The sequence below is a fragment of the Actinoplanes sp. NPDC049668 genome (genome assembly GCF_044465445.1).
In the GTDB taxonomy this organism is placed as follows: domain Bacteria; phylum Actinomycetota; class Actinomycetes; order Mycobacteriales; family Micromonosporaceae; genus Actinoplanes.
Genome location: NZ_JBITLR010000006.1, coordinates 598,841 through 622,770, shown reverse-complemented (window position 1 = coordinate 622,770; position 23,930 = coordinate 598,841). Strand labels below are relative to the sequence as shown.

Annotated in this window: 23 protein-coding genes and 1 pseudogene; 8 read left to right on the top strand and 16 right to left on the bottom strand. The window is 72.6% G+C overall.

The window, feature by feature from the left end:
- Positions 1-41: 41 nt before the first annotated feature.
- Positions 42-1,001 carry a complex I subunit 1 family protein gene (locus tag ACIBSW_RS27435; protein WP_354719962.1) on the bottom strand — a complete coding sequence of 320 codons (960 nt, stop codon included), beginning with the start codon at positions 999-1,001 and terminating at the stop codon, positions 42-44.
- Positions 1,001-1,702 carry an NADH-quinone oxidoreductase subunit C gene (locus ACIBSW_RS27430; RefSeq protein ID WP_354719960.1) on the bottom strand — a complete coding sequence of 234 codons (702 nt, stop codon included), beginning with the start codon at positions 1,700-1,702 and terminating at the stop codon, positions 1,001-1,003. The genes ACIBSW_RS27435 and ACIBSW_RS27430 overlap by 1 nt, the downstream gene beginning before the upstream one ends.
- Positions 1,703-1,824: 122 nt before the next feature.
- Here ACIBSW_RS27430 and ACIBSW_RS27425 point away from each other — a divergent pair.
- Positions 1,825-2,335: pseudogene (locus ACIBSW_RS27425) on the top strand (RNA polymerase sigma factor).
- Entirely contained in the window at positions 2,328-3,350 is a 1,023-nt protein-coding gene (locus tag ACIBSW_RS27420; RefSeq protein WP_354719958.1) for a hypothetical protein, read from the top strand. Before ACIBSW_RS27425 ends, ACIBSW_RS27420 begins: the two are co-directional and overlap by 8 nt.
- A gap of 7 nt (positions 3,351-3,357) precedes the next feature.
- On the opposite strand, the gene ACIBSW_RS27415 is transcribed toward ACIBSW_RS27420, so the two are convergent.
- From ACIBSW_RS27415 to ACIBSW_RS27390, 6 genes are all read right to left on the bottom strand, one after another.
- Positions 3,358-4,659 carry a DUF2252 domain-containing protein gene (locus ACIBSW_RS27415; RefSeq protein WP_354719956.1) on the bottom strand — a complete coding sequence of 434 codons (1,302 nt, stop codon included), beginning with the start codon at positions 4,657-4,659 and terminating at the stop codon, positions 3,358-3,360.
- An 18-nt stretch (positions 4,660-4,677) separates the two neighbouring features.
- Positions 4,678-5,238: an NADH-quinone oxidoreductase subunit B family protein gene (locus ACIBSW_RS27410; RefSeq protein ID WP_354719954.1), complete on the bottom strand. Its 561-nt coding sequence runs from the start codon at positions 5,236-5,238 to the stop codon at positions 4,678-4,680.
- A 16-nt stretch (positions 5,239-5,254) separates the two neighbouring features.
- Positions 5,255-6,706 carry an aminotransferase class V-fold PLP-dependent enzyme gene (locus tag ACIBSW_RS27405; protein WP_354719952.1) on the bottom strand — a complete coding sequence of 484 codons (1,452 nt, stop codon included), beginning with the start codon at positions 6,704-6,706 and terminating at the stop codon, positions 5,255-5,257.
- An 87-nt stretch (positions 6,707-6,793) separates the two neighbouring features.
- Entirely contained in the window at positions 6,794-7,447 is a 654-nt protein-coding gene (locus ACIBSW_RS27400; protein ID WP_354719950.1) for a fasciclin domain-containing protein, read from the bottom strand.
- 83 nt (positions 7,448-7,530) lie between these two features.
- Positions 7,531-8,244, bottom strand: a complete 714-nt coding sequence (locus tag ACIBSW_RS27395; protein ID WP_354719949.1) for an anti-sigma factor — start codon at positions 8,242-8,244, stop codon at positions 7,531-7,533.
- Positions 8,207-8,788, bottom strand: coding sequence for a sigma-70 family RNA polymerase sigma factor (locus ACIBSW_RS27390; RefSeq protein ID WP_354719947.1), 582 nt, complete (start codon positions 8,786-8,788; stop codon positions 8,207-8,209). Before ACIBSW_RS27390 ends, ACIBSW_RS27395 begins: the two co-directional genes overlap by 38 nt.
- Before the next feature lie 149 nt (positions 8,789-8,937).
- Between ACIBSW_RS27390 and ACIBSW_RS27385 the strand changes: the two genes are divergently transcribed.
- Complete coding sequence (locus ACIBSW_RS27385) at positions 8,938-9,762, top strand: DUF4397 domain-containing protein (RefSeq protein ID WP_354719945.1); 825 nt, start codon at positions 8,938-8,940, stop codon at positions 9,760-9,762.
- Positions 9,759-10,424, top strand: a complete 666-nt coding sequence (locus tag ACIBSW_RS27380) for a class F sortase (protein WP_404799469.1) — start codon at positions 9,759-9,761, stop codon at positions 10,422-10,424. Before ACIBSW_RS27385 ends, ACIBSW_RS27380 begins: the two co-directional genes overlap by 4 nt.
- Here the strand turns inward: ACIBSW_RS27380 and ACIBSW_RS27375 are convergent.
- Complete coding sequence (locus ACIBSW_RS27375) at positions 10,421-11,728, bottom strand: MFS transporter (RefSeq protein ID WP_354719943.1); 1,308 nt, start codon at positions 11,726-11,728, stop codon at positions 10,421-10,423. The two genes, ACIBSW_RS27380 and ACIBSW_RS27375, sit on opposite strands and share 4 nt — an antisense overlap.
- A 49-nt stretch (positions 11,729-11,777) precedes the next feature.
- On the opposite strand from ACIBSW_RS27375, the gene ACIBSW_RS27370 reads away from it, so the two are divergent.
- Positions 11,778-13,199: a gamma-glutamyltransferase gene (locus ACIBSW_RS27370; RefSeq protein ID WP_354719942.1), complete on the top strand. Its 1,422-nt coding sequence runs from the start codon at positions 11,778-11,780 to the stop codon at positions 13,197-13,199.
- Here ACIBSW_RS27370 and ACIBSW_RS27365 read toward each other — a convergent pair.
- Positions 13,192-14,121 carry an NAD-dependent epimerase/dehydratase family protein gene (locus ACIBSW_RS27365; protein WP_354719940.1) on the bottom strand — a complete coding sequence of 310 codons (930 nt, stop codon included), beginning with the start codon at positions 14,119-14,121 and terminating at the stop codon, positions 13,192-13,194. The two genes, ACIBSW_RS27370 and ACIBSW_RS27365, sit on opposite strands and share 8 nt — an antisense overlap.
- A 102-nt stretch (positions 14,122-14,223) precedes the next feature.
- Between ACIBSW_RS27365 and ACIBSW_RS27360 the strand changes: the two genes are divergently transcribed.
- The gene (locus ACIBSW_RS27360; RefSeq protein ID WP_354719938.1) at positions 14,224-14,898 is read left to right on the top strand and encodes a TetR/AcrR family transcriptional regulator; all 675 of its coding nucleotides are present in this window, start codon (positions 14,224-14,226) and stop codon (positions 14,896-14,898) included.
- A gap of 3 nt (positions 14,899-14,901) precedes the next feature.
- Here ACIBSW_RS27360 and ACIBSW_RS27355 read toward each other — a convergent pair whose 3' ends face one another.
- The 3 genes from ACIBSW_RS27355 to ACIBSW_RS27345 form a co-directional block, all read right to left on the bottom strand.
- Positions 14,902-17,106 carry a S8 family serine peptidase gene (locus ACIBSW_RS27355; protein WP_354719936.1) on the bottom strand — a complete coding sequence of 735 codons (2,205 nt, stop codon included), beginning with the start codon at positions 17,104-17,106 and terminating at the stop codon, positions 14,902-14,904.
- Between the two features lie 94 nt (positions 17,107-17,200).
- Positions 17,201-17,998, bottom strand: a complete 798-nt coding sequence (locus tag ACIBSW_RS27350) for an SAM-dependent methyltransferase (RefSeq protein ID WP_354719934.1) — start codon at positions 17,996-17,998, stop codon at positions 17,201-17,203.
- Positions 17,998-18,300 (bottom strand): MGMT family protein, encoded by a 303-nt coding sequence (locus ACIBSW_RS27345; RefSeq protein ID WP_354719932.1) that lies wholly within the window; start codon positions 18,298-18,300, stop codon positions 17,998-18,000. Before ACIBSW_RS27345 ends, ACIBSW_RS27350 begins: the two co-directional genes overlap by 1 nt.
- 60 nt (positions 18,301-18,360) lie before the next feature.
- Here ACIBSW_RS27345 and proB point away from each other — a divergent pair, with 60 nt between their 5' ends.
- Together proB and ACIBSW_RS27335 are read left to right on the top strand one after the other, a co-directional pair.
- Positions 18,361-19,473: a glutamate 5-kinase gene (gene proB, locus ACIBSW_RS27340; protein ID WP_354719930.1), complete on the top strand. Its 1,113-nt coding sequence runs from the start codon at positions 18,361-18,363 to the stop codon at positions 19,471-19,473.
- A 33-nt stretch (positions 19,474-19,506) separates the two neighbouring features.
- A complete protein-coding gene (locus ACIBSW_RS27335; RefSeq protein ID WP_354719975.1) occupies positions 19,507-20,790 on the top strand; it encodes a glutamate-5-semialdehyde dehydrogenase in 1,284 nt (427 codons plus the stop codon).
- Between the two features lie 56 nt (positions 20,791-20,846).
- On the opposite strand, the gene moeZ is transcribed toward ACIBSW_RS27335, so the two are convergent.
- The 3 genes from moeZ to ACIBSW_RS27320 form a co-directional block, all read right to left on the bottom strand.
- Complete coding sequence (gene moeZ, locus ACIBSW_RS27330) at positions 20,847-22,028, bottom strand: adenylyltransferase/sulfurtransferase MoeZ (protein ID WP_354719929.1); 1,182 nt, start codon at positions 22,026-22,028, stop codon at positions 20,847-20,849.
- A 110-nt stretch (positions 22,029-22,138) separates the two neighbouring features.
- Entirely contained in the window at positions 22,139-22,819 is a 681-nt protein-coding gene (locus ACIBSW_RS27325; RefSeq protein WP_354719927.1) for a DUF3152 domain-containing protein, read from the bottom strand.
- A gap of 222 nt (positions 22,820-23,041) precedes the next feature.
- A complete protein-coding gene (locus tag ACIBSW_RS27320) occupies positions 23,042-23,920 on the bottom strand; it encodes a DUF3152 domain-containing protein (RefSeq protein WP_354719925.1) in 879 nt (292 codons plus the stop codon).
- Positions 23,921-23,930: the final 10 nt, after the last annotated feature.

Here is a 23,930-nt window from a genome sequence, read left to right as displayed (position 1 = left end):
GGTCGCCCTGGCGGAGGCGAGCACACCCTCGTTCTTACCTCTCACGTCGCCACCTTCACCACGGCGGTCAGCACCAGCTGGCCCAGCGCCACCGGCACCAGGACCAGCCAGCACAGCCGCTGGAGCTGGTCCTCGCGCAGCCGCGGATAGGTGACCCGCAGCCAGATGATCACAAAGGACACGGCGAACACCTTGGCGAGCGTCCAGAGCCAGCCGAGGTGCGCCGGGTCCGGCCCGTGCCAGCCGCCGAGGAACAACACCGTGGTCAGCGCCGCGATCACCACGATGCCGACGTACTCGGCGAGCAGGAAGAACGCGAAGCGCAGGCCGGTGTACTCGGTGAGGTAGCCGAAGACCAGCTCGGAGTCGGCGATCGGCATGTCGAACGGCGGCCGGCGGATCTCCGCCAGGCCGGAGACGAAGAACACCAGCGCCGCCGGCGCCTGCCAGAGCAGCCACCACGGCTGCCAGGCCTCGACGATGCCGGGCAGGCTCAGCGTGCCCGCCGCCATCGCGACGCTGGCCGCCGAGAGCACCAGCGGCAGCTCGTAGCCGAGCAGCTGGGCGGCACCGCGCAGGCCGCCGAGCAGGCTGTACTTGTTCGCCGAGGCCCAGGCGGACATCAGCACCGCGACCACGCCGACGCCCAGCACGGCCAGGACGAAGAACAGCCCGATGTCCATCTGCTGCGCGACCAGCCCGCCGGGCCCGATCGGGATGGCCAGGAGCACGACCAGGTACGGGAAGAGCGCGACGATCGGCGCCAGCCGGAACACCGGGCGATCGGCGTCGCGCGGGGTGATGTCCTCCTTCTGCACGAACTTGACGCCGTCGGCGACCAGCTGCGCCCAGCCGTGGAAGGCGCCCGCGTACATCGGGCCGAGCCGGCCCTGCATGTGCGCCATCACCTTGTGCTCCATCTGACCGACGACCAGCGGCAGCACCAGGAACGCGGCGACGACCGCGACCACCCGCACGAGCAGGTCGAGCCAGAGCGGCATCAGGCGCCCTCTCCCTCGGTCTTCGGCGCCGGGCCGGCCGCCGGGCGCTCACGCGGTGCGCGGCGGGCCGGCGTCTCCGGCGGCGGGATCTTGCCCTTCATCGGGCCCCACTCGTTCGGATCGGGTACGCCCGGCGGCCGCATCGGTGCCCGCTTGGCCGTGCCCGACTCTGACTCGCCCGGCTCCTTCGCGCCCGGCCACGCCTTGGCGACCCGGGACGCGAGCACGAACTCCTTGCGCAGCGGATTGCCCTCGAAGCCTGGCGGCAGCAGCAGCGGCCGCAGGTCGGGGTGGCGCTCGAAGCGGATGCCGAACATCTCGTGCGTCTCGCGCTCGTGCCAGGCGGCGCCCGGGAACAGGTCGATCACCGACTCGACCACCGGGTTCTCGCGCTCCAGCCGGGCGCGCAGCAGCACGCCGTGCCGGCGGCGGCTGGACCACAGGTGCGCCACGATCGTGAAGCCCTCGTCCAGCTCGTCGACGGCGGACAGCCAGTCGAAGAAGTCGCAGCCGAGCGCGCCCGGATCACGGGCCGCCTCCAGCGCGGCCCACCACCGGGCGGCCGGAACGTCCACGACGGCCCGCTCGTGCCCCGGGCCGCCGCCGGAGACACCGGCGGTGATCTCACCCTCGTCGGGCGCGTCGGGTTCGGCGGCCGCCAGCAGCGCGATCATCCGCTCGCCGACCTCTTCGGGCGTCATGGGGCACATCCTATGGTCAAGCCGGGAGGGACCCCGGCCGACCGCAACCCTTCGATGTCCCGGGGCGTGTTGTCGCTGTGACATCCCAGGCCACAGCCATCAGACCGGAGACGCTCATCGCCGTGCCAGACACCCCAGCGTCGTTCGACGAGCTGTACGCCGCGCACTACGCCGATCTGACCGTGCAGCTGTACGCGTACTTCGGCGACCGGCAGGAGGCACAGGACATCGCGCAGGAGGCGTTCTGCCGCGCCCTGGCCCGGTGGCGGACCGTCCGGGTACGACGACCCGGTCGCGTGGATCCGCCGGGTCGCCTGGAACCTCGCCGTCAGCAGGTGGCGCCGCACCCGCACCGCCCTGGGCTTCCTGCGCAAGCAGCGGATCGCCGAGGCGCAGGTCGCCGGCCCCGGCCCCGAGCGGGTGGCCCTGGTCGCCGCGCTCGGCACGCTGCCGCCGGCCCAGCGCCGGGCGATGGTGCTGCGCTACCTGGCCGACATGACCATCGCCGAGATCGCCGACCGCGAGGGTGTCGCCGAGGGCACCGTGAAGTCCTGGCTGCACCGGGCCCGGGCGGCACTCGCCGCCCGGCTGGACCCGACCGACACGACCGCCCAGGAGGCCCGCCGTGCCTGACCAGCTCGAGGCGCTCTTCGCCGACCTGCGCGCCGAGACCCTGCCCCGCGTACGCCCGCCCGGCGCCGAGGCGGCTCGGCACACCGTGCGCCGGCGCCGGGCCCGGACCCGCAACGCCGCCGCCGCGACGGTCGCGCTCGCCGTCGCCGGCGGCCTGATCGCGACCCGGCTGCCGCAGACCGAGGAGCGGCCGGCCGAGCGGCTGACGGACCTGGTCGCCTCCGCGCGCCGGGCGCTGGAGGACCAGCTGCCGAAGCTGGCAGGGCGGCTGACGACCGGAGTGGTCACGGGCCACCGCAGGCTGACCTTCGCGGACCTCCGGCCGGGCGGGTACACGCTCGCGGTGACCTGCGCCGGGTCCGGAACGGTCACGATCGACATCGAGCAGGTCCGCAGCTCGGAAGAGCCCCGGGTGCTCGGCGTGCAGACCGTCTCCTGCGGCCGGACCCCGGCCGTCGCGATCATGACCTTCCGGCTCACGAAGACCGGCCCGGTGGCGATATCGGCCTCCGGCGACGCGGGGGCGGCAGGCAGCGCCGGGTACGCGCTGGAGCTCGGCGATGGCGACGGCGCCTCCGACTACCTACCGGGCAGCGACGTTCTGCACAGCGACGACGCCGTCGCGTCCGACGAGTCCGCCGAGAACTCGGGCCGGGCGGCGGACATGCTCACGACGGGCCACGAATTGACGCCGCTGCGGGTGACGACCGAGCAGATGCGGGCCCGGCGGGAGGTCAGCTACCTCCCGCCCGGCAAGTTCGAGCTTCGGATCGTCTGCGCCGGGCCGGGCACGCTGAACCTCCTCGTCGCGGCGGTGCCACCCGGCGGTGTGGTGAGCGGCGAGCACTACGCGCTGATGTCCCGCCACACCCCGTGCCAGGAGGCGACCCCGCTCACCGTGCACGCGGACGTCCTGTCGCTGCCGAATAGCCAGTCGCTCGTGATCATCGCGGTACCGGACCCCGCGGCCCGCAACCGCGCCGGCTGGGCCTTCCAGGTAAGCCCGGCGCTCTGAGCCGCCGCTACAGGCCCGGGAGACGGCCGTTGCGGAACAGGTCGACGAAGTCCTGGTGGTCCTCCCGGGCCTGGTCGCCGTAGCGGTGCGCGAAGTCGACGAGCAGCGCGACGAAGCCCGCCTCGTCCTTGTCGATCTTGGACACGATGGCCTCTTCGGTGGAGAAGTCGACCAGGTCGTGGCTGGACTCGTCGTCGGCGACCGAGTGCATCCGGGCCACCGCGCGGCCCAGGTCGGCGACGACGCCGGCCAGCTCCTCGGGCTCGTTGACGTCGGCCCAGTCCAGGTCGGCCGCGTACGGCGAGACCTCCGCGACCAGCTGGCCGACGCCGCCGAGCTCGGTGTAGCCGAGCCACGGGTCGGCGTGCGCCTGCAGGGCCCGCTGCGACTCGGCGGTGCGGTGACCCTGGTGCTTGAAGTAGGAGCGGACCCGCTCGTCGTCGATCCAGCGGGCGACGGCGGGCACCTGCGCCTGCTTCATGTAGATGATCACGTCGTTCTCGAGCGCCTGGGTGTTCCCCTCGAGCAGCATGTTGTACGACGGCAGCCCGGCCGAGCCGATGCCGACGCCCTTGCGCAGCTTGATGTCCTTGATGTTGGTAGACACCGGGGCGCCGTGCCGCGGCAGCGTCGGCAGGTACCGCTGGAAGGCGGCGACGACCGTCGCGGCGGTGGCCTCGTCGACCTCGTACACGCCGTCGCCGAGCGAGAAGCGCCGCTCGTAGTCGTCGATCGTGGTCTGCCCGGCGAGCAGGTCGACGCGGGTGTTGAGCCGCGCCTCCTGCAGCACCCGGCGCAGCACGCCGTCGGCGCTGTCCAGGGTGATCGAGCCGATCGCGTCGTCGCCGCCGGCCGCGATCGCCCGCAGCTCGGTCAGGTAGCCGTCGGCGAACGCGGTGACCAGCCCGCTGATCACGTCGTCGGAGAGCGCCTTGCTGTAGCCGATGAGCGCGACGCTCGCGCTGAACCGCTTGAGGTCCCAGATGAACGGGCCGACGTAGGCCTCGTCGAAGTCGTTGACGTTGAAGACCAGCACGCCGGACGAGTTCATGTAGGTGCCGAAGTTCTCGGCGTGCAGGTCGCCGTGAATCCAGACCCGGCTGGTGCGCTCGTCGAGGAAGCTGTCGTCGCGGTAGGCGCCGGCCTGGTCGGCGTAGAAGAGCGAGGCGCTGCCCCGGTAGAACGCGAACGGCGACGCCGCCATCTTGCGGAACTTGCGCCGGAACGCCGCCGGGTCCAGCGCGATCAGCTCGCCGAACTCCCTGATCAGCACGTCGATGATGAAGTCGGCGCGGTTGTGCTCGCTCATGTTCGCAGACTAACGCCCTCAGGCAGGCGGGCGGACCAGCGGTGCGGTCAGCGAGCCGGCGTCGCGGGGCTCGGCCGGCGGGCCGGGGATCAGCGGATCGGGCCGGGACACCCCGCCCGGGCCGGACTGCTCGGCCGCGATCTTCTCCTGCAGGCGCAGGATGCCGTGCAGCAGCGCCTCGGGCCGCGGCGGGCAGCCGGGCACGTAGACGTCGACGGGTATCAGCTGGTCGACGCCCTTGGTCACCGAGTACGAGTCCCAGTACGGGCCGCCGCAGTTGGAGCACGAGCCGAACGAGATCACGTACTTGGGCTCGGGCATCTGGTCGTAGAGCCGCTTGATCGCCGGGGCCATCTTGTCGGTGACCGTGCCGGAGACCACCATCAGGTCGGCCTGGCGCGGGCCGTGCGCGAACGGGATCACCCCGAGCCGCATGAAGTCGTGCCTGCTCATGCTGGTCGCGATGAACTCGATCGCGCAGCAGGCCAGGCCGAAGTTGAACACCCACATCGAGTAGCGGCGTCCCCAGTTCAGCACGAACTTGATGGGTTCCCCGAGCACTCCTGGCAGACCGGCCACGCCGTCAACCTACCCCCTACCAGGCCGGCCGCTGGAGCTGGCTCAGGAAGCCGGCCAGCAGGGCCTCCCGCAGCGCGGGCGGCGCGACGTCCAGCAGCGAGTTCACGGCGGCCATCGCGCCGCCGACGCCGTCGGCCAGGCCGAGGCCCGCGGCCAGGCCCTCGATCAGCTCGGGCGTGACCATCTCCGGGGTCAGCGCGCCGGCGGCCTCGAGCAGCTCGGGCGGGAGCGCGACCGGGCCGCGGGCCCGCGTCGCGGCCACCGCGGCGGCCAGATCGGACGCGAACCCGGCGGCGGTCTCCCCCACTGCGGCGGTCACCGTGAGGTGGATGGTCGCCGGAATTCTCCCGTACGCGAGCTGGGGCTGGGTGTGCCACCCGCGCGCTGCCAGCTCGTCGGCGAGCACGAACAGGTCGACGCCCGGCTCGGCCGCCAGGCAGACGACGGTGGTCTCGGCGGGCGCGTACAGCCGGACGCCGTCGGTGGCCTCGACCGCGGCCGCCAGCACGCCGACCGCGTCCCGGGTCTTGCCGGCCAGCCGCAGGTAGCCGTCGTCGCCGAGGTGCCGCAGCGTGGCGACGGCCGCGGCGATCGGGCCGCCGGACCGGGTGGACGAGATGACCGGGTTGATCATCGTGTACCCCGGCCAGTCCGCGTACGCGAAGTACTGCGGCATCCGCAGGGCGGCGTCGCGGTGCAGCAGCACGGAGACGCCCTTCGGCGCGTACGCGTACTTGTGCAGGTCGGCGGAGATGCTGGTGACGCCGGGCACGGAGAAGTCGAAGTCCGGCAGGTCGGCGCCGAGCCGCTTGAGGTACGGCAGCACCCAGCCGCCGAAGCAGGCGTCGACGTGGAACCGGACGCCGCGCTCGGCGGCGGCCGCGGCGAGCTCGGCGATCGGGTCGACCACGCCGTGCGCGTACGACGGCGCCGAGGCCGCCACCAGGACCGTGTCCGGGCCGATCGCCGCGGCCATCGCCGCCGGGTCGGCGCGCAGATCGGCGCCGACGGGCACGACGTCGAGCGCGACCCGCAGGTAGTGCGCGGCCTTCGCGAACGCGGCGTGCGCGGTCGACGGGATCACCAGCCGCGGCCGCTCGATCTCCGGGTGCGCGTCGCGGGCCGCCTTGACCGCCAGGATCAGCGACTCGGTGCCGCCGCCCGTCACGCTGCCGACGACCTCCGGCGCGGCCGTGCCCGGCCCGGCGCCGAGCAGCCGCGCGGCGGAGGTGACCAGCGCGTTCTCCATGACCAGCAGGGACGGGAACGCGGTCGGGTCCAGGCCGTTGACGTGCGCCGAGATCGCGTACGCGGCCCGCGCCAGCTCGTCCAGCCCGGCGACGGCCGGGTCGTAGACGTACGCGAAGAGCCGGCCGCCGTGGGTGGGCAGGTCGGCGGTCCGCAGCTCCCGCAGTTCGGCCAGCACCTGGTCACCCGGCACCCCGTTGCACGGCAAGGCTTCGATCATGACCACGACGCTAGTCCAAATGACCGCCGCTTCGACGGCCCGGGCGTGAACTGCGCCGCACGCCCGGGCCGTGCCGAAGGGTGGGGATCAGGGGAGGTCGATCGGGCGCAGGACCCGGTCGATGCCGTGGGCGATCTGGCGGTTGCCCTTGTTGATGTCGAAGCGGTTGATCCGCGGGTTACGGTCGCTGCGGTCGGCGTCGATCAGGGAGATGCGCTGGTGCCGACGCGGCCCGTACACATTGACCTTGATCTTGGATCCGGCGGCCGTGGTGAGCTTGACGTTGTCGCTCCTGAGGGCGGCCTTGCGGGTGATCGCCGCACCGGGGACGACGTGGTAGAGCAGCACCGCCTCGACGGTGTCGATGCCGAGGCCCGCGACGGCGGTGAAGGCCTTCCGCTCGCCCGGCAGCTTCCTCGTGTGCGTGATGTCGGCGACCAGCCCGCGGAACGCGCGATCGTTCGGGAGGAAGGCGGTCAGGGGAACCTTCCCGTCGGCGAGCACGGCGACCTTGCTTCCGGGCTTGGCCTTGAGCACGGCGGTCACGGCGGCGGTGAGGATGTCGTAGTCGCGGCCGTTACGGTCGAAGCCGCTCTTGTCCGCGGTGAGGACCGCCGCGAGGGACCTGGTCTTGAGAGGATGCCTGCCGGCGGCCTGCGCGGGGGCGGCGCCGAGTGCGGAGGCGACGATCGCGGTGGTGGCTACGGCGGCGGCCTGCTTACCGAGACGGGTGAACCTCATCTTTGAGCATCCCTTCCGGGTACGGGTGGTGGCTCCGACAGCCACCACCCGTACTTCGCTCAGGCCCCACCGGCTGGATGCACCTACTTCGTGAGGGTTCCGCGCAGCAGGCTCTTGCCAGAATGCGTGGCGTCGCCGTCGTGCGGCTCGTCGCTGACGTCGACCAGCCGGTACCGGTTCAGGTCGGTGCCCGGCGGCACCGCGAGCACGGCCTCCGCCTGCGCGGGCAGGCTCCCGACGGCCACCATCTTGCCGGGAGCGTCCGGGTCCAGCAGCCAGACCTCATGAAAACCAGAGGTCAGGGGCAGGTTGCGTACGTCGATGCGCAGTTGCCCGTCGGACAGCACGCGCACGTCACCGCCCGCGCTCGCCGGGGCCGTCGCCAGCGGCGTGAGTGTCGCCCGGGCCGTCACCCGCGCGGCCGGTGCCCTGTCGGTGAACCGGTCGAATGCGACCGTGCCGGCCACCGCGAGAACGGCTGCCGCCGCCGCCGCGAGAGTCGGCGTGAGCCAGCGTGGCCGAGAGCGCCGGGCACGGTTTTCCGCGATGTCGATGACCGGTGCCGGCGGTTCGGCGGATGTCCGGGTGCCCGCGATTTCCGCCTCGATGGCTTGCCAGAGGTGTTCGGGCGCGGCGGGCAGGTCGCGTAGCTCGCCGGTTTGTGAGGCGATGTCGGCGACGTCGCGCAGCGCCTGCATCTCGTGCCGGCAGACGGCACAGTTCTCGAGATGATCGAGTTCTGTCAGCTCCTCGAGTTCCTCAGAGAGCGCGAGAAGAGCCAGCCGATCGGGATCCAAGTGTGGTTGCACCGTCCACCTCCCAACGACGTCGCAGGTTCGCCATTCCGCGCCGGATATGGCTTTTGACCGTACCGAGCGGCAGTCCGGTGACCGCCGCTATCTGTGGATGAGTGAGATCGTCGAAGAACGCCAGCTCCAGTGTGCGTCGCTGCTCGTCGGGCAACCGGCTCAGCTCGTCGGCGACCACGAGGCGGTCGACGATGCGCTCCGGTGACTCCTCGGCCGGCGCCGCCGGCTGCTGGGCCTGCACGGTCTCGGTGGTCCGGTGCTCGCGCGCCGCCGCCCGGATCCGGTCCACCGCTTTGCGGCGGGCGATGCCCAGCAGCCAGCCCAGCATCGTGCCGCGTTGCGGATCGAAACCGTCCCGCCCGGTCCATGCCGCCACGAACGTCACCTGGGTGACGTCCTCGGCGTCGGCCCGGTTGGTCAGCAGACGCTGAGCCAGATAGAGCACGGCCGCACCGTGCCTGTCGTACACCTGACGTAGTGCCGTCTCGTCGCCGGCGCGTAACCGCTCGGCGAGCTCGTCGTCGGGACTCATCGACCTCCTTCCCGTTCGCCGGTACTCACTGACTGTTCGCTTGCCGGGCCTCCGGCGGTTGCAGCTGTTTTCGTCCGGCTGCATCCATGCGTCGCTGCCACGGCGAAGGACAGGGCGTACAGATAACGACGAATCCCTCAGGAGATCCGATGCGCATTCTGCCTCTCGGTCGCGCCGCCGCCGTCGGCGCGGTTTCCCTGCTCGCCTTCGGCGGTGTCGCGGGACTGGCCACGTCGCCGGCGTACGCCAAGGCGAACTCTCAGGTGTCGGTCGTCCACGGCATCCCGGGCCAGGCGGTGGACGTCTACGTCAACGGTGAGAAGACCATCCCGGACTTCCAGCCCGGCAAGGTCGCCGGGCCGCTGAGCCTGCCGGCCGGCGAGTACGACATCGCGCTCACCAAGCCCGGCGAGGCCGTCGGGGACGCGCTGCTGACCGTCGACAACGCCGAGGTGCCCGGAGATGCCAACCTCAGCCTGGTCGCGCATCTGAACGAGGGCGGCGAACCGACGCTGACGCCGTTCGTCAACGACACCACCAAGTTGGCTGCCGGCAAGGCGCGGCTCATCGTCCGGCACACCGCGGCCGCACCCGCGGTGGACATCCGGGCGGGTGGACAGCCGGTTTTCGAGGGCGTGACCAACGGCAAGGAGGGCAAGGCCGACCTGGACGCCGGTAAGGTCTCGGCCGACGTGGTGCTGGCCGGCACGGACACCCGGGTGCTCGGCCCGGCCGACCTCGACCTGGCCGAGGGCACCGCGACGATCGTGTACGCGGTCGGCTCGGCCGAGGACAAGACGCTCGGCATCGTCTCGCAGAGCATCGGGAACCTGCACTCGGCGCCGGGCGGTGTGCCCAGCGGTGACGGCGGCCGCGCCGACGGCAACGGCATGCCGCCCTGGTACGTCATCGCCGCTGTCGGCATCCTGCTGGCCGCGTTCGGTCTGACCCGGCTGGTCACCGCCCGCCGATGACCGTCTCCCGCCGAAAGGGCACGCCCCGGCAGGTGCCGGGGCGTGCCCTGCTCATGCTCGTGCTCGGTGTCACGCTGGCCACCACGGCCGGTGTCGCCGCCTGGCGGTCGCGGCCCGCTGACGACTTCGGCACCTCGGCCGTCGCCACGTCTGCTTCTCCCGCGGCGTCCGGCATACCGATCTCAGACGGCACCGGCCCGGCCGCGACCGGCGCCGACCCGCCGACGCGGCTGCTCATCCCCGCCCTCGACCTCGACGCTTCCGTCGATCCCGCCGGCGTCGACCCGGCGACCGGCGACTTCGCCGTTCCGCCCAGCGTCGATCGAGTCGGCTGGTACCGCTACGGTCCGGGCTTCTCCGCCGACGCCGGCTCCATCGTCATCGCCGGACACGTCGACAGCGCGGCAGATGGGCAGGGCGCGTTCTTCAAGCTCGGCTCCCTCGTGGCCGGGGACACCGTGACCCTCACCGGGGCCGGCGGGAAGGCCCGTGCGTTCAAGGTCGTCGCCCGCGAGCGCTACGAGAAGACCGCCATCCCGCTGCGGAGGTACTTCGCCCGCGACGGCGCCATCCGGCTCACCCTCATCACCTGCGGGGGACCCTTCGACCCCAGAACCCGGCACTACCGCGACAACGTCGTCGTGACCGCAGTCGCCCGCTAGTCCTGGTAGCGGCGCAGGAGGGTGACCGCCGCTCCGACCAGCACGGCGGGCACCAGGGTGAAGCCGACCAGGACGCCGAGGCGGGCCGCCGAGTCCTGCGCCGCCGCCTCGCCGGTCGACGACGAGACGTAGCCGAAGACCTGCAGGATCAGCGCGTAGATGCCCGGGCCGAGCGCCAGGCCGAAGGTCTCCCCCGCCGTCCACAGACCGGTGAAGACGCCCGCCTGGCGGCGCCCGGTCCGCACGGTGTCGCGCTCGATCAGGTCGGGCAGCATCGCCAGGGCGAAGACCTGCTGCCCGGCGTAGCCGCAGCCGATGACGGCGGTCAGCGCGTACACCGCGAGGGCCGGCAGCACCGGCGACAGCAGCAGGGACAGGGCGCCGCCGGCGAAGAGGAGCGAGGCGATGATCAGCCCGCGCCGCTTGCCGTGGCGGGCGCCGACCCGGGTCCAGAGCGGCATGACCAGCAGCGCCGGGCCGACGAAGGCCGCGAACATGAAGGTCGCGCCGGAGTCCTGCCGGATGACGTGGTCGGAGAAGTACTGGACGCCCGCGAGCATCGTGGCGATGCCGGCCGCCTGGACGATGCAGCAGAGCAGCAGGGCCCGGAACGACGAGTTGCCCGACGCGACCCGCAGCTGCGCCCGCAGGCTCGGCTCCGGCTCGGGCGCCGAGTGGGACTCCGCGGTACGCGTACCGAAGAAGGCACTCAGCGCGCCCACGACGATGAGGGCGCCGACGAACAGGCCGGCCCACCGGTGGCCGGCCAGGCCGCCGCCGCCGAGGTCGACGACCAGCGGGGCCAGCGCGCCCGAGACCAGAATCCCGCAGGCCAGGACCGCGACCCGCCAGGTCATCAGCCGGGTGCGCTCGGCGTAGCCGTCGGTGAGCTCGGCCGGCATCGCGACGTAGGGCACCTGGAAGAACGCGAACGCGGTCGCCGCGGCGAGGAACGCGGCCGCGACGTAGGCGCCGGCCGCGCCGCCGCTGCCGAACGGCCCGGCGAAGATGGCCGCGAAGAGCACGGCGAGCGCGAGGCCCGCGCCGAGCAGGAACGCCCGCCGGTGGCCGGTGCGGTCGGAGATCCGGCCCGCGACCGGGTTGATCAGGACGTCCCAGGCCTTCGGCAGCAGCACGAGCAGGCCGGCCACGCCCGCGGCGACACCGAGCGTGTCGGTCAGATATGGCAGAAGGAGTAGGCCCGGCACCGTGCCGAAGGGCCCGGTGACCAGCGAACCCAGCGAATATCCCGTGACAACGCGGCGGGGCAGCCGTACGCCGTGCGAGGGACCGGTGACCGTCATGGACGCGGATGGTAACCATGGTTGGGCCGCGAGGCATACGCTTCGCCGAATGGAGCTTTCCCAACGGCCTTCCCGGGTCGCCGCCGGGATCGCGGCGAACCATCCGGCGACGGCGGAGGCCGGGCTGCGGATTCTGCGGGCCGGGGGCACGGCGGCGGACGCCGCGGTCGCCGCGGTGCTCGCCACCTGCGTCGCCGAGACCATTTACACCGGCCTCGGCGGCGGCGGTTTCGCCACCTACTTCGACGCGGCCAGCGGCTCGGTGACCTGCCTGGACTTCTTCGTCTCGGTGCCCGGGACGGACGGGGACGTGAAGGCCGGTCCGATGATCGCCGTCGACGTGTTCTTCGGCGGCATGCCGCAGGTCTACTCGATCGGCGGCGCCAGCGTCGCCGTGCCGGGCGTGCCGGCCGGCTGCGGCGAGGTGCACCGCCGCTGGGGCCGGCTGCCCTGGGCCGACCTGGTCGAGCCGGCGCTCGTCCTGGCCCGGACCGGCGTCGCGCTGCCGCACGCGCACGCCCGGACGCTCGGCTCCTGCGCACCGGCGCTCGCGCACGGCGAGGGTGCCGCGTACTACGCGCCGCGCGGGAACCTGCTGCAGGGCGGCGACCTGCTCTTCCACCCGGGGCTCGCGTCCGCGCTCGAGGCGCTCGCCGCCGAGGGGCCCGCGCTCTTCTACACCGGCTCGATCGCGTCCATGATCGTCGACACCGTGCGGGCCGGCGGCGGCGCGCTCGGGCCGATCGATCTCGCGGCCTACCGGGTGCTGGAGACGCCGGTCGACCACGCCACGCTGGGTTCGTACCGGGTGCGGGCCCGGCACGATCTCAATCGGACGGTCGACACCATCGCCGCGCTGCCGCGCGGCCTGCCGGACCAGGCGCGACCGGCCCGGGCGGTCGCCCTCGCGGCCGCGCTGCGGGACCGCGGCCGGCAGAAGATCGGCGACACCACGAACGTCTCGGTGGTCGACGCCGAGGGCAACGCCTGCGTGATCACCACGACGATGGGGCTGGGCGCCGCGGTCTGGCTGCCCGGGCTCGGCATCAACATGAACTCCATGCTCGGCGAGGGCGAGCTGATCACCGACGACCTGTCGCCCGGCGTCCGGATGTCGTCGAACATGTGCCCGCTCGTGGTCATCGACGCCGCCGGGGAGCTGGCCGTCGCCGCCGGGTCCGCGGGCGCCTCCCGGATCCGGACGGCGCTGGTGCACACGCTGCTGGGTGTGCTGGTCGACGGGGTCGCCACGCCGGACGCGATCGCCCGCCCCCGCTTCCACGTGGTGGACGACACGGTCCACGCCGAGCCGGGCTGCCCCGACGACGAGCTGGCCGCCCTGTCCGAGGCGGGCTGGATCGTGAACCAGTGGCCGGACGTGGACCACTACTTCGGCGGCGTCACGGCGGTGGGTGCCGGCGGTGCGGCCGGCGACCCCCGCCGCGACGGAGTCGGGCTGCTGCTCACATAGTCCGGGCCGCGGTGGCCTCGGCGGCGTCGGCGACCTCGCGCAGTGCCACGTCGAGGTCGGTCGCGGTGAGGCCGAACGTCTGCTGAGTCTCGGTGCTGTCCATGATGAACGGCGCGTAGAACTGGTAGTCCATCTCCGCCAGCTCCCGGGCCATCGGGACGACCGTTCCGGCGGCGCGCATCACGAAGCGCGGCAGCGACCGGAGCGCGACCGGCTTGACGCCGGCCAGCGCGCAGTAGCGGTTCGCCAGGTCACGGACGCTGAGCGCGGCCGGCGACGGCACGTGCCACGCCCGGCCCAGCGCCCGCTCGTCGCCGGCCAGGGTCACCAGCGCGCCGGCCATGTCGCCGGTGTAGGTGAACGTGTGCGGTGCGTCGAGGTCGACCGGCGCCCAGGCCGTGCGGCCCTTGGCGATCGCCGGGAGCAGCACCGCCGAGAAGATCGACGCGGTGCCCGCGCCGATGTAGTCGGAGCCGCGGACCTCGACCGTCGGCACCCCGCTGGCCAGCGCGTCCTGCCACATCGCGATCCGGACCCGACCCTTGCGCCCGGTTGCGGCGAGCGGGGTGCGCTCGGTCATCCGGCCGCCGGGAACCGGGCCGTAGCCGTAGAGGTTGCCGGTGATGGCCAGGACGGCGCCGGCCGCGACCGCGGCGGTGACCATGGCGGCGGCGAGGGGCGGCCAGAGCGTCTCCCACTTGGTGTATTTCGGGTTGGCGCAGTTGTAGAGCACGGACGCGCCGCGGGTCAGCTCGGTGAGCCGGGCCGCGTCGGTGGCGTCGGCGGCGACCCGCTCGATCAGCGGATGCTCGGGCCCGCCGCCGCTTCTGGTCACGACGCGCACGGACTCGCCCCGCCCGGCGAGCAGGCGGGCCACCGCGGAACCGACGGGGCCGGCGCCGACGATCACGTGGTTCGACATCATGTTCTCCCTTGTAAGCACTGCTCTCTGTTGAGAACAACAATCTCACCAACTCACAAACTTGGCAAGAGCACTGCTCTCTTTTGTGGCACACTTGCCGCCATGACCGCTGCTTCGATCCGCGCCCGGGTGCGCGCCGAGATGACCGACGAGATCAAGGCCGTGGCCCGGCGCCATCTCGCCACCGACGGCGCCAACCTGTCGCTGCGCGCGGTCGCCCGCGACCTCGGCATGGCCTCGTCCGCGGTCTACCGCTACTTCGCCAGCCGGGACGACCTGCTCACGGCGCTGATCATCGACGCGTACAACGCGGTCGGCGCCGCCGCCGAGGAGTCACCGCGCACCGGCGACCACGCGGACCGCTTCCTGGCGCTCTGTCACACGGTCCGCGACTGGGCGCTGGCCAACCCGCACGAGTGGGCGCTGATCTACGGCAGCCCGGTGCCCGGCTACCAGGCGCCGCGGGACACCGTCGAGCCCGCCATCCGGGTCATCCTGCAGGTCGCGGCGATCGTGCGCGACGCCACCCTGGCCGGCGCCGTCGAGGCAGGCGAGCCGATCACCGGCCCGCTCCTCGCGGAGCTGGAGGTCGTCGCCGAGCACACCGCGCCGGGCGCGCCGCCGCAGCTGGTCGCGCGCAGCATGGGCGCCTGGATCCACCTGTGCGGCGCGATCAGCGCGGAGCTGTTCGGACAGCTCAACAACACGATCGACCAGCGCCGGGAGTTCTTCGAACTCCAGATGCGCGGCGAGGCGGCGACGATCGGTTTCCGCTAGTCGTCAGCGGCGGTACCAGGTACGGGCGGATGTGTACTTCACGTTGCCGAGCCGGTCGTAGGCCCGGATCTGGACCTTCATCGTCCTCTTCTGCTTGCCGGTGCTGACCTTCAGGACGTACCCGGCGGTGGTGTCCTTCGCGACGACCTTGCCGTTGACGAGCAGCTCGACCCGGGCGACGCCGGCGGCATCCGACGCCTTGACGTAGACCTTGACCGTGCCCTTGACCTTCGCCTTGTGCTTCGGCGCCTTGGTGATGGAGACGGACGGGCCGGCGTTGTCGACGGTCACCGTCCGTACCGGCAACGTGCGGGACTGGCCCCAGCGGTCGGTCGCCTTCCAGGTCAGCGTGAGCTTGCCGGAGTAGGAACCGGTCTTCACCGCCAGCGCGTACGGCGCGGACCTGTCGACGCCCACGTACTTCCCGTTGGCCCACAGCTCGGTCTTGGCCACCCCACCCAGGTCGCTGACGCCGGCCAGCGTGCTGGTGAACGTGCCGCGCACCCGCGCGCCGGAGGCCGGGGCGATCGTGCCACCGGCCGGCGGCTCGTTGTCGATCCGCACCACGTGGATCACCCTCGTGAGGTTGCCGGCCCGGTCCCACAGCGCAACGCCGACCTCCCCCGTCGCGGGGTTCACCTGTGCCTTGCCCTTCCACTGGTTTGTACCGGCGACCCGGGTCAGCGAGCTGCAACCGCAGAGGTCGGGGTCGGACTCCGGGACGACGTAGGCCAGGTCGTTGTCCGGGGTCACGATGGTCACGTCGACCGTGTCACCGTGCACCACGGCGTTCGGCGCCGGCGAGATCAGCGTCCCGGTGGGCACGACGGTGTCCGCCTGGACCACCGTGGTCGCGCTGCCGATGTTGCCGGCGTAGTCGTAGGCGTTCACGGTCACCGGCAGCGGGCCGTTGAAGCCCGCGGGTGGGCGCAGCGTCACCTGCGAGCCGGGGTGGTTGATCACACTCACGACCTTGCCCTCGACCACCACCTCGACGCGCTCGACACCGTGGTCGTCCAGGGTCTGCGGGACCATCGCCTCGCCGCGGATCCCGATCGGCTCGTCCTCGGTAAGGCCGGTCTTCGTCACGGTGGGCGCGGTCGTGTCGGTACCGCCCAGGTCGTAGACCACCCGGGCTGCGTTGAGAATCGGCGCCTGGTGCGCGGGCACGGTCGAGAAGAAGTCGGCGCCACGCACGATCGTCGTGCGGACGTCCTGCGCCGACGAGGCGGGTTTCATCGCGAAGGCGAGTGCCGCGACCCCGGCCACGGCGGCGGTCGACCCGGAGGTACCGAAGAACCACGTCCTTTGCCCGGCCGGGTTCAACGCCACGAAGTTGCCGTAGGCCGCCACGTCGACCCACCGGTCGGTCGCGGTGTTCTGGGCCATGCCCACCCGGCCGACCGCTAGGGCCGACTCGAACGCGGCCGGGTAGCGCCGCGCCGTCGATGCCACGTTCCCGGCCGAGGCGACGACCAGGGAACCCCTGGCGGCGGCGTGCTCGACCGCATCCTGCAGCAGGCGGCTCGGGGACGCGGTGCTCAGGGAGGCATTGATCACCTTCGCGCCGTGGTCGGCGGCCCAGGCGATGCCGGCGGCCGCGTCGGCGCTTGTGCCCTCGCGGCCGTTCATGACGCGTACCGGCATGACCTGGCACTGTCCGCAGACGCCGCTGATGCCGGTGTCGTTGGTGGGGTCCGCGGCGATGATCCCGGCCACCAGCGTGCCGTGGCCGTCGCCGTCGGCGGTATCGGTGTCGCCGTCCACGGCGTCGTAGCCGGGAACGAGGCGATCCGCACCGAGATCGACGGTGGGACTGACGCCGGTGTCCACGACCGCCACGGTGACCGTGGGGCTTCCGGTCGTCCAGGTCCAGGCCTGGGGGATCTCCATGGCCTGGAGCCCGTCGTTCAACAAGTCGCTGTCCGCCTGAATGACGGAACCCCGCTCGGCGTAACGCACGCCCGCCGTGCGGCCGAGCGCGGCCAGAGCATTGTCGGCCCGGTCAGCGGGCACGTCGACGGCGAGTGCGTCCAGGCCTGGAACGGGTCGGCTCGACACCACGGACCCATCGAGTACGGCGAGCACCGCGGCCGGGTCGGTGCCGGCGGCGATGCCCACATCCAGCCGTACCGGATCCGACTCCGCCGCAGCCGCGGGCGCGGCGAGGCCCGCACCGAGCAACGCGGCCATCAGGCACGTAGACACTCTGCGCACGGTCGCCTCCGGATCGAAGATCATGAAATGCGATCGAAGGATACGGCACGGTACCGTCGCGACGGAATCGGTCCGACCACAGTGGCTAGGTCCGTCTGGCGTGGATGACGTGGCCGCCCGGGGTGTTCCGGGGCACGTCGGGTCGGCCGAACCAGCGGGACGCGAGCTCGGCGGGGCCGAGGTCCTCGAGCTCGTCGAAGCCCCGGGCACGCAGTTCGGCGGCGAGGTCGTCCGGCATGAAGTAGGTCTGCCACGGCTCGCCGATGCGCGCCACGCGGGCCGCCCGGGCCTCCAGGGCGGCCCGGCGCTCGGGCGCCATCGACGACGGCGGCATCGCGTAGTCGAAGACGACCTCCGCCCGCTCGGTCGCCGCGATCAGGCCCAGCGTCTCGTCGAAGCCCGCCCGGGTCAGGTAGGGCACCACGCCGAGCCAGAGGAAGAACGCGCCCGGCTCGGCCGCGAGCCCCAGACTCCCCGTCTCGAAGTCCGCCGGCACGTACGTCACGTTCTCCGGCACCGCGATGCCGGCCTCGGCCAGCCGCTGCCGCTTGTACGCCTGGGTGTCCGGGTGGTCGACCTCGAACACCCGCAGCTCCGGCCACGGATTGCGGTACGCGAACGTGTCCAGCCCCGCGCCGAGGACGAACAGCTGCCGGGTGCCGTTGCCGACCGCGACGGCCAGGGCGTCCTCGGCGAACCGGGTCCGCGCGGCGATGAACAGGCGCATGGCCCGCCGCCCCGGCGCCTCCTCGGCGTCCGGCGGCACGCCGAGGATGGGCACGGCCAGCGGATCCGAGAAGATCTCGCCGCCCTCGATGAGCTGATGGGCGGCCCGGTAGCGGGCCGCGCTGAAGGCCGTCCGGCTCGGCTGTCCCCTCTCCATCAGGGCAGCCAGCTCGCGCGGGCCATGTCCACGTGTTCGCCCTTCATCGGCACGCCCTCGCTGAGCAACCGCTGCCGCGCCTCCCGCTCGTGACCCGGCGGCGTCCGCCCGGCACTGTTCACCACCCGGTGCCACGGTACGCCGCCGCCGTGCCGCGCCATGATCGTGCCGACCTGCCGCGCCGAGTTGCGGCCCGACCGCTCGGCCAGCACGTCGGCGACCGCCCCGTACGACATGACCTTGCCCTCGGGGATGCTCTCCACGAGCCGGAGGACCTCTTCCACGTACTCCTGCGGTGTCACCGGCGCCACGATATGGGATCTCACCACGGCCGAACAGCGCCCGGCGAGCAGAATGGGCGGGTGCGTGAACAGGTGACCGGTGCCCGGCGGGTCGTGGTGAAGGTGGGTTCGTCCTCCCTGACCACCGCGACCGGCGGAATCGACGAGCAGCGGATGGACGCCCTCGTCGACGTGCTCGGCGCGCTGGCCACGCAGGGCCGGGAGGTCGTGCTGGTCTCCAGCGGCGCCATCGCCGCCGGCCTCGCCCCGCTCAAGCTGCGCCGGCGCCCGCGCGACCTGGCCACCCAGCAGGCCGCGGCCTCGGTCGGCCAGGGCCTGCTGATGGGCCGCTACACGGCGGGCTTCGCCCGGCACGGGCTGACCGTCGGGCAGGTGCTGCTCACCGTCGACGACGTGACCCGGCGCGCGCACTACCGCAACGCGTACCGGACGCTGCGCAAGCTGCTGGATCTCGGCGCGCTGCCGGTCGTCAACGAGAACGACACGGTCGCCACCGACGAGATCCGGTTCGGCGACAACGACCGGCTCGCGGCCCTGGTCGCCGCCCTGGTCCACGCCGACCTGCTGGTCCTGCTCTCCGACGTGGACGCGCTGTACACCGGCAGCCCGTCCTCCCCCGACGCCCGCCGGGTGTCGGTGGTGCACAGCGACGCCGACCTGGCGGACATCTCCGTCGGCACTCCGGGCGCCTCCGGCGTCGGCACCGGCGGCATGGTGACCAAGGTGGAGGCGGCCCGGATCGCGACCGGCTTCGGCATCCCGGTGGTGCTGACCGCGGCCGGGCTCGCGGGTCCCGCCCTGGACGGCGCCGAGATCGGCACGCTGTTCCACGCGGCCGCGCGCCGCCCCACGGCCCGGCTCTTCTGGCTCGCGCACGCGACGTCCCCGCGCGGCCGGCTGCACCTGGACCCGGGCGCGGTGGCGGCGGTCGTTGCGCGGCGCAAGTCGCTGCTGCCGGCCGGGATCACGGCGGTGGACGGCTCGTTCGCGGCCGGGGATCCGGTCGACCTGGTCGACGCCGGCTCGGGCGCGCCGGTGGCGCGCGGGCTGGTGAACTACGACGCGGTGGAGCTGCCGGCGCTGCTGGGCCGCTCGACGCCGGAGCTCGCGGCGGCGCTCGGCCCGGGCTACGAGCGCGAGGTGGTACACCGCGACGACCTGGTCCTGCTGTGACCCTGCGTGATTTAGCCGGACTTCCGGTGCAGGATTGAGCCGTCGCCGTCAGTCCGGCGGGTACAACAAGGAGTCGAGATGACCGTGCTTGCGCAGGCCTCCGACGCGCGGGTTGCCGCCGTCGACCTGGCCGCCGCCACCCGCGCCGAGAAGGACGCCGCGCTGCTGCTGATGGCCGACCGGCTGGTCGAGCGCGCCGACGACATCGTCGCCGCGAACGCCGTCGACGTGGCGAACGCCCGTACCGGTGGATCGTCCGAGGCGATGATCGACCGGCTGACGCTGACCGCCGAGCGGGTCGCCGCGATGGCCGACGGCCTGCGGCAACTCGCCGCGCTGAACGACCCGGTCGGTGACGTGGTCCGCGGATCGAAGCTGGCCAACGGCCTCGAGCTGCGCCAGGTCCGGGTCCCGTTCGGGGTGGTCGGCATCATCTACGAGGGCCGACCGAACGTGACCGCGGACGCCGCGGGCATCTGCCTCAAGTCCGGCAACTCGGTGCTGTTGCGCGGCTCGAGCTCGGCCATGAGCTCGAACGCGGCGATCGTTTCGGTGCTGCGCAAGGCGGTGGCGGACGCGCATCTGCCGGCGAACGCGATCCAGCTGCTGGACGCGTCGACCCGCGACTCGGTGAAGGAGCTGATGCGGGCCCGCGGCCTGGTCGACGTCCTGATCCCCCGCGGCGGCGCCTCGCTGATCAAGACCGTGGTCGAGGAGTCGACGGTCCCGGTGATCGAGACGGGCGTCGGCAACTGCCACGTGTACGTGGACGAGGGCGCGGACCTGGAGAAGGCGCTCGGCGTGGTGCTGAACTCGAAGACCCAGCGGCTGTCCACCTGCAACACGGCGGAGTCGCTGCTGGTGCACGCGTCGATGGTCGAGTCGTTCCTGCCGATGGTGATCGAGGAGCTGGTGGCGGCCGGCGTGACCGTGCACGGCGACCCGCGGGTGGCGGGCTTCGACGGCGTGGTCCCGGCGACCGAGGAGGACTGGGGCAAGGAGTACCTGTCGGCGGACATCGCGGTCGCGGTGGTGGACTCGCTGGACGACGCGCTGGACCACATCCGCCGCTACGGCACGGGCCACACCGAGGCGATCGTGACCGAGAGCGTCGTGGCGGCCCGCCACTTCGCGGCCCGGGTCGACGCGGCGGCCGTCATGATCAACGCGTCGACGCGCTTCACCGACGGCGGCGAGTTCGGCTTCGGCGCGGAGATCGGCATCAGCACCCAGAAGCTGCACGCACGCGGCCCGATGGGCCTGCCCGAGCTGACCTCGACGAAGTACATCGTCACCGGCAACGGCCACACCCGCTGAACCACCACGGCCGCCGGCCCGCGCTGCGGGACGGCGGCCGTTCGCGTGCGTAGGGCTCAGTACGACGGCAGCGACGGGTCCACGGTGTTGACCCAGGAGACGATGCCGCCCTGGACGTGCACGGCGTCCTTGAAGCCCGCCGCCTTCAGCGCCGCGAGCGCCTCCGCCGAGCGCACGCCGGACTTGCAGTGCAGCACGATCTGCCGGTCCTGCGGGAAGCGGGACAGCGCCCCGCCGGACAGGATGTCGCCCTTGGGGATCAGCGTCGCGCCCGGGATGCTGACGATCTCGTACTCGGCGGGCTCGCGGACGTCGACCAGGAACACGTCCTTGCCGCTGTCCTGCCACTCCTTGAGCTCGCGCGCGGTGATCGTCGCGTCGATGGTGGCCTCCTGCGCCTCCTCGGAGACCGCGCCGCAGAAGTCCTCGTAGTCCTCGAGCAGGTCGGTGACCGTCGGGTTCTCGCCGCAGAGCGCGCACGCCGGGTCCTTGCGGACCCTGACCTTGCGGTACTCCATCTCCAGGGCGTCGTAGACCATCAGCTTGCCGACCAGCGGCTCGCCGATGCCGGTGATCAGCTTGATCGCCTCGTTGACCTGGATCGAGCCGATCGACGCGCAGAGCACGCCGAGGACGCCGCCCTCCGCGCAGGACGGGACCATGCCGGGCGGCGGCGGCTCCGGGTAGAGGCACCGGTAGCAGGGGCCGTGCTTCTCCCAGAACACGGACGCCTGGCCGTCGAAGCGGTAGATCGAGCCCCAGACGTACGGCTTGCCGAGCAGCACCGCGGCGTCGTTGACCATGTAGCGCGTCGCGAAGTTGTCGGTGCCGTCGACGATCAGGTCGTACTGGCTGAAGATCTCCTTGACGTTGTCGCGGTCCAGCGCGGTGTTGTGGATGACCACGTTCACCAGCGGGTTGATCTCCCGGATGCTGTCCGCGGCGGACTCGGCCTTGGGCCGGCCGACGTCGGAGACGCCGTGGATGACCTGGCGCTGGAGGTTGGACTCGTCGACGGTGTCGAAGTCGATGATGCCGAGCGTTCCGACGCCGGCCGCGGCCAGGTAGAGCAGGGCGGGAGAGCCGAGACCACCCGCGCCGACGGCCAGGACCTTGGCGTTCTTCAGCCGCTTCTGCCCGTCCATCCCGACGTCGGGGATGATCAGGTGACGGGAGTAGCGGCGGATCTCGTCGATGCTCAGCTCGGCGGCCGGCTCGACGAGCGGGGGCAGTGACACGGTGAACTCCCCGGGATCGACGGTAGGTGCCACCCATTCTTGCTCTTCCGCGGCCGTGGAAGGACATGACGTGTAACACCGGCCCGGTATGCGGGACGGGGAATCAATCGTCAGTCCACGGGGTTGCCGGCGTACCGCCTGCCGTCCAGGTACGGCCAGGAGTTCGCGACGCAGCCCTTGAGGCCGTAGGTCTGCTGCATCATCACCGGTGCGGGCTCACCCCGGCCGACGCAGGCCTCGTGGCCGTGGCCGAGCTGGTGCCCGACCTCGTGGTTGATCGCGTACGCCCGGTAGGTGCCGAGCGGGGCGCCGTAGTCCGGCACCGCGCGCCGCCACCGGTCATGGTTGATGATCACCTGGCCCGGCAGCCGGCACGAGGTGAAGCCCTCGGTCCGCAGGCCGCCGCGGGCGCACATCCGCTCGGAGGTGCGGGCCGAGGCCAGAAAGATCGTGAACTCGGAGTCGGCCGCGTGCGGCACCCGCTGCAGCCGGAACCGCCGCCCGGCGATCCAGCTCCTCGGATCGCCGAGGATCCGGTCGACCTCGCCGGCGAAGTCGCCGCCGTCGCCCTCGCCCTCGCCGAGGTTCTCCTCGACGGCGACCCGGAAGCGCCGCAGCGGGCCGGCCGCGCCGAGCACCGGGCCGTAGCCCTCGGCGAAGACGAACCCGCCGGCCTTCGGCGCGGATCCGGCCGGGACGACGTCGGCGGCGTCGGCCGGCGCGGCGAGGACGGAGGGCGGTGCGGGTTCGGCCGGTGCGCCGACCCGGTCGGCACCGTGTTCGTTACGCATGATCCCGCCTACCGCGACGCCCACGATCGCGATGATCAACAGGTAGAGCACGGCTCTGCGGCGCCGCTCGCGACGGCGCCGGTGCCAGTTCCGGGACCGGGCCCGCCGCGCCCCGGCGGGCACTCCCGGCGCCACGGCCCGAAAATCCACTGAACCCATTGCCACCGCCAGCCTGCCAGAGGCGGGTGGGCGGCACCGCGGTTTCGCGCAGACCCGCCGCGGTCAGAGCCCCGGGCCGGCGAACCGGCGGTCGCCCCGGCGCGGCCACGCGTACGGCACGCAGCCGCGCAGCGTCAGCGTCTGCTGCACCATCACCGGCGCCGGCCCGCCGCGCCGCGGGCAGCCCTGATGGCCGTGACCCAGCTCGTGGCCGACCTCATGGTTCACCACGTACTGCCGGTACGTGGAGAGCGGCACCTTCGCCTCGAGGTAGGGCCGCGCCGACAGCCGCCAGCGGTCCAGGTTGATGATCACCTTGCCGGTGACCCGGCACGACGTGTGCGGGCGCCCGCCGATCGTGATGTTCGTGCCGCCCCGCCGGCACATGTCCCCGGCGGTGTCCCGGGTGGCGAGGTACACCGTGAAGTCCGCCGGCTGGCCGCCGGGTACCCGCTGCAACCGCAGCCGCCCGTCGCCGATCCAGCTCCGCCGGTCCCCCAGCGTCGCCTCCACCTGCGCCGCGAAGGCCGCCGGGTCCTCGTTGCCGCCCCGCTCCACCGCGACCCGGAACCGCCGCAGCTCACCCTTGCTGCCCAGCACCCGGCCGCGCCCCGGCGCGTACGCGAATCTGCCCGAGCCCCGCGGGGGCACCCGGCCCGGCAGCCGTAGCGCGTCGGGCGGCGCGGCCATGGTGGTGGCCGGCGCCGAGGGTGCCGGCGGGACCGACGGCGACGCCGGCGCGGACGGGGTCGACGGCGTCGGCGCCGCGACCGGCACGGTCTGCGGGGCCGGCGCAGGCGCCAGGAGGACCGGGATGAGCATCCCGCCGGCCAGCAGCAGGGCCGCGATGACCAGACCCGCGAGCCACCAACGGCGATGCCGGCGATCGCCGTCGCTGCCGGGTGCGACGGCGGCCGCGTCGGGCGCACGAGAATCGATCATTTGGGAACAA